Annotated in this window: 5 protein-coding genes and 1 pseudogene; 5 read left to right on the top strand and 1 reads right to left on the bottom strand. The window is 75.0% G+C overall.

What is annotated here, in order from left to right; all coding sequences use genetic code 11:
- Positions 1 to 5: 5 nt before the first annotated feature.
- The 5 genes from AC2CHG_RS29450 to serS all read left to right on the top strand — a co-directional run bounded on the left by AC2CHG_RS29450 (position 6) and on the right by serS (position 5,606).
- On the top strand, positions 6 to 371 hold the full coding sequence (locus tag AC2CHG_RS29450; RefSeq protein WP_484526026.1) for a hypothetical protein: 366 nt from the start codon (positions 6 to 8) through the stop codon (positions 369 to 371).
- The gene (locus AC2CHG_RS29445; RefSeq protein WP_357209447.1) at positions 368 to 1,504 is read left to right on the top strand and encodes an alcohol dehydrogenase catalytic domain-containing protein; all 1,137 of its coding nucleotides are present in this window, start codon (positions 368 to 370) and stop codon (positions 1,502 to 1,504) included. Before AC2CHG_RS29450 ends, AC2CHG_RS29445 begins: the two co-directional genes overlap by 4 nt.
- A 31-nt stretch (positions 1,505 to 1,535) precedes the next feature.
- Complete coding sequence (locus tag AC2CHG_RS29440) at positions 1,536 to 2,711, top strand: saccharopine dehydrogenase family protein (RefSeq protein WP_355508292.1); 1,176 nt, start codon at positions 1,536 to 1,538, stop codon at positions 2,709 to 2,711.
- Between the two features lie 31 nt (positions 2,712 to 2,742).
- Positions 2,743 to 3,855 (top strand): DNA polymerase III subunit beta family protein, encoded by a 1,113-nt coding sequence (locus tag AC2CHG_RS29435; protein WP_484526025.1) that lies wholly within the window; start codon positions 2,743 to 2,745, stop codon positions 3,853 to 3,855.
- A gap of 467 nt (positions 3,856 to 4,322) precedes the next feature.
- On the top strand, positions 4,323 to 5,606 hold the full coding sequence (gene serS, locus AC2CHG_RS29430) for a serine--tRNA ligase (protein ID WP_355508297.1): 1,284 nt from the start codon (positions 4,323 to 4,325) through the stop codon (positions 5,604 to 5,606).
- Here serS and AC2CHG_RS29425 read toward each other — a convergent pair.
- A pseudogene (locus tag AC2CHG_RS29425) lies at positions 5,593 to 6,042 on the bottom strand (cytochrome c biogenesis protein CcdA); the annotation flags it as partial. The gene serS and the pseudogene AC2CHG_RS29425 sit on opposite strands and share 14 nt — an antisense overlap.

Here is a 6,042-nt window from a genome sequence, read left to right as displayed (position 1 = left end):
CGCGGGTGCTGGCCCGCCGCCGGGCACGGCGGTCCGGCGCCGACCCGCGGCCGGGCCGATGGCAGGTGGTGACGATCGCCGGGGCACCCGAGCAGGTGCTCCCGGCCGGGCGGTGGCCCGAGCCGCTGCGCCGCCTCGACGGCGCGGTCGAGCTGTGGGCCCGTCCGGCTCCCGGCGGGCGCGGTACGGAGCTGGCGGTCCGCCCGCTGGGCGGGGAGTGCACGCTCCCGGGGTTCGCCGCCCACCTGGTCGGCGACGACCCGGGCCGGTTCCTGCGCCACGTGCTGCGGCAGACCAAGCAACTCCTGGAGACCGGCGAGGTGCTGCGGGCGGACCGTTCGCCGCTGGACCGGCCGGGGAGCGCGACGTGAGGGCGCTGTGCTGGGCCGGTACCGGCCTCGTGGAGGTGCGCCGCGTTCCGGACCCGGAGCTGCGCAACGCCCAGGACATGATCGTCCGCGTCCGGCGCAGCACGACCTGCGGCGCGGACCTGCCGCTTCTCGATGGGCAGGTGCCCGAGGCGTCCGCCGGGGAGGTGCTCGGACGCGAGTTCCTCGGCGACGTGGTCGAGGTCGGTCCGGAGGTACGCCGGCACCGGGTCGCCGACCGGGTGGTGGTGGGTGCGGCGGTGGCCTGCGGTGCGTGCTGGTTCTGCCGGCAGGGGCTGCCGGCGTGCTGCGACAACGGCACGAGCGGCGTGGCGGCCGAGCCGGAGTGGGGGCAGCCGCCCGCCGGGGGTTACGGCCGCCCGGCCCGGCTGGGCGGCTTCCCCGGTGGTCACGCCGAGTACGTGCGGGTGCCGTACGCCGACGTGGGCGCGTTCGCCGTACCGGAGTCGGTGAGCGACGAGCGGGCGGTGTTCGCCGCCGACGCCGCGCCGGCCGGCTGGTACGGCGCCGAGCTGGGCGAGGTCGCACCCGGCGACGTGGTGGCGGTGTGGGGTGCGGGCGCGGTCGGGCAGCTCACCGCCGGCGCGGCGGTGGCCCGGGGCGCGGACCGGGTGGTGGTCGTCGACGACCGGGACGACCGGCTGCGGATGGTCACCGGGCACGACGGCGTGGAGGCGCTCAACCACAGGTACGTGGACGTGCTCGCCGAGCTGCGCGAACGCAGCGGCGGCCGGGGGCCGGACGTGTGCGTCGACGCCTCCGGGGTGCCGGCCGTGCCGGGCCGGTGGCCGGCGGCCGAGCCGGACGGCGGTGCGGCGCTGCGCGAGGCGGTGCACGCCTGCCGCAAGGGCGGCGTGGTGGTGGTGCTCGGCGCCCGGCCCGGATTCGTGGACCGGTTCCCGCTCGGCGCGTTCGCGGACAAGGGGCTCGCCGTCCGCGCCGCCCGGCGCCGGGGCGGTGCCGCGATCCCGGCGCTGCTGGACCGGATGGCCCGCGACGAGCTGGTCACCGAGCACCTGGCCACGCACCGGATGCCGCTGGAGCGCGGCGCCGAGGGGTACGCGTTGTTCCGGAACCGGGCCGACGGCTGCGTCCGGGTGGTCTTCACACCGTGAAGGTGAGCGCCGTGGATGGCACACTCGGCGGATGCGCGCAGACCGTCCGTACGACCTCGTCCTGTTCGGCGCCACCGGCTTCACCGGCGGGCTGACCGCCGAATACCTGGCCCGGCACGCGCCGGACCGACTGCGCTGGGCCCTCGCCGGGCGTAACCCGGACAAGCTCGCAGCGGTACGGGACCGGCTGGCCGCGATCGACCCGGCCCTGGCCGAGCTGCCGCTGCTCACCGCCGACGTGACCGACCCGGCGTCGCTGCGCGCGGTGGCGGAGAGCGCCCGGGTGGTCGCCACCACCGTCGGCCCGTACGTGCACCACGGCGAGCCGCTGGTGGCCGCATGCGCCGCGGCCGGCACCGACTACCTCGACATCACCGGCGAGCCGGAGTTCGTCGACCGGATGTACGTGCGGCACCACGCCGAGGCGGTACGCACCGGGGCGCGGCTGGTGCACGCCTGCGGCTTCGACTCGATCCCGCACGACCTGGGCGTCTGGTACACGGTCAAGCAACTGCCGGCCGACGGGCCGATCGCCGTGGACGGGTACGTGCGGGCCGGAGGCCGGTTCTCCGCCGGGACGTACCACTCGGCGCTCACCGCGTTCTCCCGTACCGGTGAGATGAGCCGCGCGGCGCGGGCCCGCCGGGCGATGGAGCCCGGCCCGGACGGACGCCGGGTCCGCGCGGTGCCGGGCAAGGTCGGCCGGGTACGCGAGTTCGGCCAGTGGGCGGTGCCGCTGCCCACCATCGACCCGCAGGTGGTCCGCCGGTCCGCGGCGGCCCGCCCGGAATACGGCCCGGACTTCCGCTACCGGCACTTCGCCGCGATGAAGCGGCTGCCCACGGTGCTGGTCGCGGGCGTCGGGCTGGCCGGTGTGGTGGGGCTGGTGAAGGTGGCGCCGACGCGGCGCTGGCTGCTCGGGCGGCTCGCCTCCGGACAGGGGCCGACGGCCGAGCAGCGGGCCAAGTCGTGGTTCCGGGTGCGGTTCGTGGGCACCGGCGGCGGACGGCGGGTGGTGACCGAGGTGGCCGGCGGTGACCCGGGCTACGACGAGACCGCCAAGATGCTCGCCGAGTCGGCGCTCTGCCTGGCCTTCGACGACCTGCCGGAGACCGCCGGCCAGGTCACGCCGGTCGCGGCGATGGGTGACGCGCTGCTGGACCGGCTGGTACGCGCGGGCATCACGTTCCGCACGCTGCCGGCGTGAGGTTGACCCTCGACCCGCTTGAGGTCACAGGATGACGGCCGTGGAGAGCGAGCTTCGCAGCATCGGCGAACTGGCCCGGGCCAGCGGGTTGACGGTCAGCGCGCTGCGGTTCTACGACCGTTCCGGGGTGCTGGCCCCGGCCCGGGTGGACCCGGTGACCGGCTACCGCTGGTACACCGAGGAGCAGGTGGACCCGGCCCGCCTGGTGGCCGGGCTGCGCCGGGTCGGGATGCCGCTGGCCGGTATCGCCGAGGCGCTGCGGAACCGGCACCGGCCGGCCGAGGTGCACCGGCTGCTGGACGCGCACCTGCGCCGCCTGGAGGACGGCCTGGCCGACGCGCGTCGCGAACTCTCCCGGATCCGCAGCCTGATCGACCCGGAGGAGACCATCGTGACCACCCGCCTCGTGCTGTCCCGCACCGACCTCGCCGCCGCCGTGGACGCCGTACGCTTCGCCGTCGGCGCCGATCCCGACCTGCCGGTGCTGTCCGGCGTGCTGCTGGAGGTCGAGCCGGACGGGGTCCGGCTGGTCGCCACCGACCGGCACCGGCTCGCCGTGGCCCGGGTCGGCGGCTCGGTCGACGGCCCGCCGGTGAGCGCGCTGCTGCCGGTGGCCGCCGTCGACGAGCTGCGGGCGCTGCTGGACCTCGACGGCGCCGACTCCGCCGAGGTCGTCGTCGCCACCGACCGGGTGACCGTCACGGTGGCGGGCCGGCCGCTGACCGCGGTGCCGCTGCTGTACGACTTCCCCGACTACCGGCGGCTGCTGCGGGCGCAGCTCGGCGACGTACCCGCGTACCGGATCCCGTTCGACGGCGCGGCGCTGCGCGCGGCGCTCACCGCCGACGGCGTCCCGGTCTGCCACCGCGCGCACGAGGGCGTCGAGCACGAGGTGGTGGCGCTCGGCCTGGACGGCCGGGGCGAGCTGCGCCTGGTGGATCCGAACGGCGCGGGCGACGCCGGCGACGCGGCTGGCGGCGCGGATGCGCTTCGCGTGGCGGTCAACCGGGAGTACCTGCTGGACGCCCTGGGGTCCGGCGACGGCCAGCTCGTGCTGGAGCTGGACGGCCCGATCACCCCGCTGGCCGTGCGGCGGCCCGACGACGCGCACGCCTTCTCCGTCCTGATGCCGGTACGCCTCTGACGTTCCCCGCGCGCCGGTGCCGGTGCCGGTGCTGGTGCTGGTGCTGGTTCCGGTGCTAGTGCCGGTGCCGCACTCCGAAGGCCATCCGTTACCGTGCGTGACGCCGCTGCCCTCCAAGATGCTTCACCCCTCGCGCACTTTGCTCTGCAGCCATCCGCGCGACGCTGACGCTCCGTCGAACGCCGCGTCGGTGGCTGCAGAGCAAAGTCGCCAGAGGGCATGTCCGCCGGAAAGCGGATCCGCAAGATTGACCAGGTCAGCGGGCTGCGAGTTGCGGCGAAGCCGCGCGACCACCGGAGCACCGTCACACAACGTGAGCACGCCCCGTCGACGGCTGAGCCACCACGCACCGTCACCGGAAAGGGCCTCGCGGCGGCGGGCTGCGCGGGCCGGGCCGGGGCGACGGGGGCGCGACGGTAGCATCTGGAGGTCCCACCTGACTGCCTGGACGGAGGCGTACGAGCAGCATGCTCGACATGGAGTTGATCCGGAAGGATCGCGAGGCGGTGGCGACCGCGCTGGCGAAGCGTCTGGATCCCGCCGAGGTCACCCGGGCGCTGGACGACATCCAGCGGCTCGACCAGGAACGACGCGCTCTGATCACGGAGATCGACGCCGAGCGGCAGCGCCGCAAGGCCGAGGCGCGCGCGTACGCGGAGGCGAAACGGTCCGGCGGCACGCCGCAGCCGGTCGCCCCGGAGGCCGAGCGCAAGCAGCTCGCGGAGCTGGAGTCCCAGCTCGACGAGGTGCAGTCCCGGCTCCGTTCGGCGATGAGCGAGCTGCCGAACCTGCCCGCCGACGACGTGGTCCCCGGCGGCAAGGAGGCCAACCGGGTGGTGCGCACGTTCGGCGAGGCGCCGGCCATCGAGAAGGTACGCGACCACGTGGAGCTGAGCCGCGCGCTCGGCCTGGTCGACCACGAGCGGGGCGTGAAGCTCGGCGGCTCGGGCTTCTGGATGTACACCGGTCTGGGCGCCCGGCTGGAGTGGGCGCTGGTGAACTGGCTGATCGAGCAGAACATCCAGGCCGGCTACGAGTTCCTGCTCCCGCCGCACCTGCTGCTGGACAGCGCCGGCTTCGCCGCCGGGCAGTTCCCGAAGTTCCACGACGACGTCTACCACATCGACAAGCAGTCGTCCTCGCGCGGCCAGTTCCTGCTGCCCACGGCGGAGACGGCGATCCTCGGCGCGTACCAGGACGAGATCCTGGAGACGCCGAAGCTGCCGTTGAAGGCGTTCGCGTACACGCCGTGCTACCGGCGTGAGGCGGCCGGTTCGCACTCCGACGAGCGCGGCACCGTACGCGGCCACCAGTTCAACAAGGTGGAGATCTTCCAGTTCACGCTGCCGGAGCAGGCGGGCGAGGCGCTGGAGGCGATGGTCGGGCACGTCGAGGGCCTGGTCGGCAAGCTCGGTCTGCACTTCCAGACCAGCCTGCTCGCCGCCGGTGACGCCAGCGCCTCGATGAAGAAGACGCTCGACGTCGAGGTGTGGATGCCGAGCACCGGCAAGTACAAGGAGGTGTCGTCGGTCTCCTGGGCCGGCGACTACCAGGCGCGCCGGGCGGCGATCCGCTACCGCGAGCCGGGCGCGAAGCAGACCCGTTTCGTGCACACGCTCAACGGTTCGGCGCTGGCCACCAGCCGCCTGTTCCCGGCCATCCTGGAGCAGTGCCAGCAGCCCGACGGCTCGGTGGTGGTCCCGGAGGTGCTGCGCGACAAGCTCGGCACCGACCACCTCACCCCGCGCTGACCCGCTCCCCCGCCCCCGCCGCACCCGCCGCTTCCCCGCGATCTTGCACTTCCGGCCCACGAGAAGTCCGCTTCACCCCTTCCGCCCGGGCACCAACTGCAAGATCGCGGGAGCGGGAGCGGGAGCGGGAGCGAGGGCGGGGGCGGGGGCGGGCGGCGAGGAGGAGCAGGAGCAGCAGGAGCAGCGCCGCGAGGACGGCGGGGCCCAGCGTGTCGACGGCGCTCACCAACGCCTGCTGGATGCGGGCGGCGGTGCGGATGATCGGGTCGGTGAAGGCGTCGTAGCGGCCCTGGGCGAGGCGTACCTCGTACCAGCCGTACCACGCGACGTAGCCGCCCGCGACCAGCAGCACCAGGCCGCTCAGCCGCGGCACCCACGCGCCCGCGCCGCGCAGCCGCGCCACGATCCGCCCGCGCAGCAGCGCCACGGCGAGCGC

The sequence above is a fragment of the Micromonospora sp. ATLC20 genome (assembly GCF_057196585.1).
The sequence above is the reverse complement of the archived record's forward strand: the minus strand, read 5'-3'. Positions and strand labels throughout refer to the sequence as shown.

Bases quoted from the DNA above. Each gene is read 5' to 3' on its own strand.
- AC2CHG_RS29440 (WP_355508292.1), top strand. From the start codon at position 1,536: ATGCGCGCAGACCGTCCGTACGACCTCGTCCTGTTCGGCGCCACCGGC.
- AC2CHG_RS29435 (WP_484526025.1), top strand. From the start codon at position 2,743: ATGACGGCCGTGGAGAGCGAGCTTCGCAGCATCGGCGAACTGGCCCGG.
- serS (WP_355508297.1), top strand. From the start codon at position 4,323: ATGCTCGACATGGAGTTGATCCGGAAGGATCGCGAGGCGGTGGCGACC.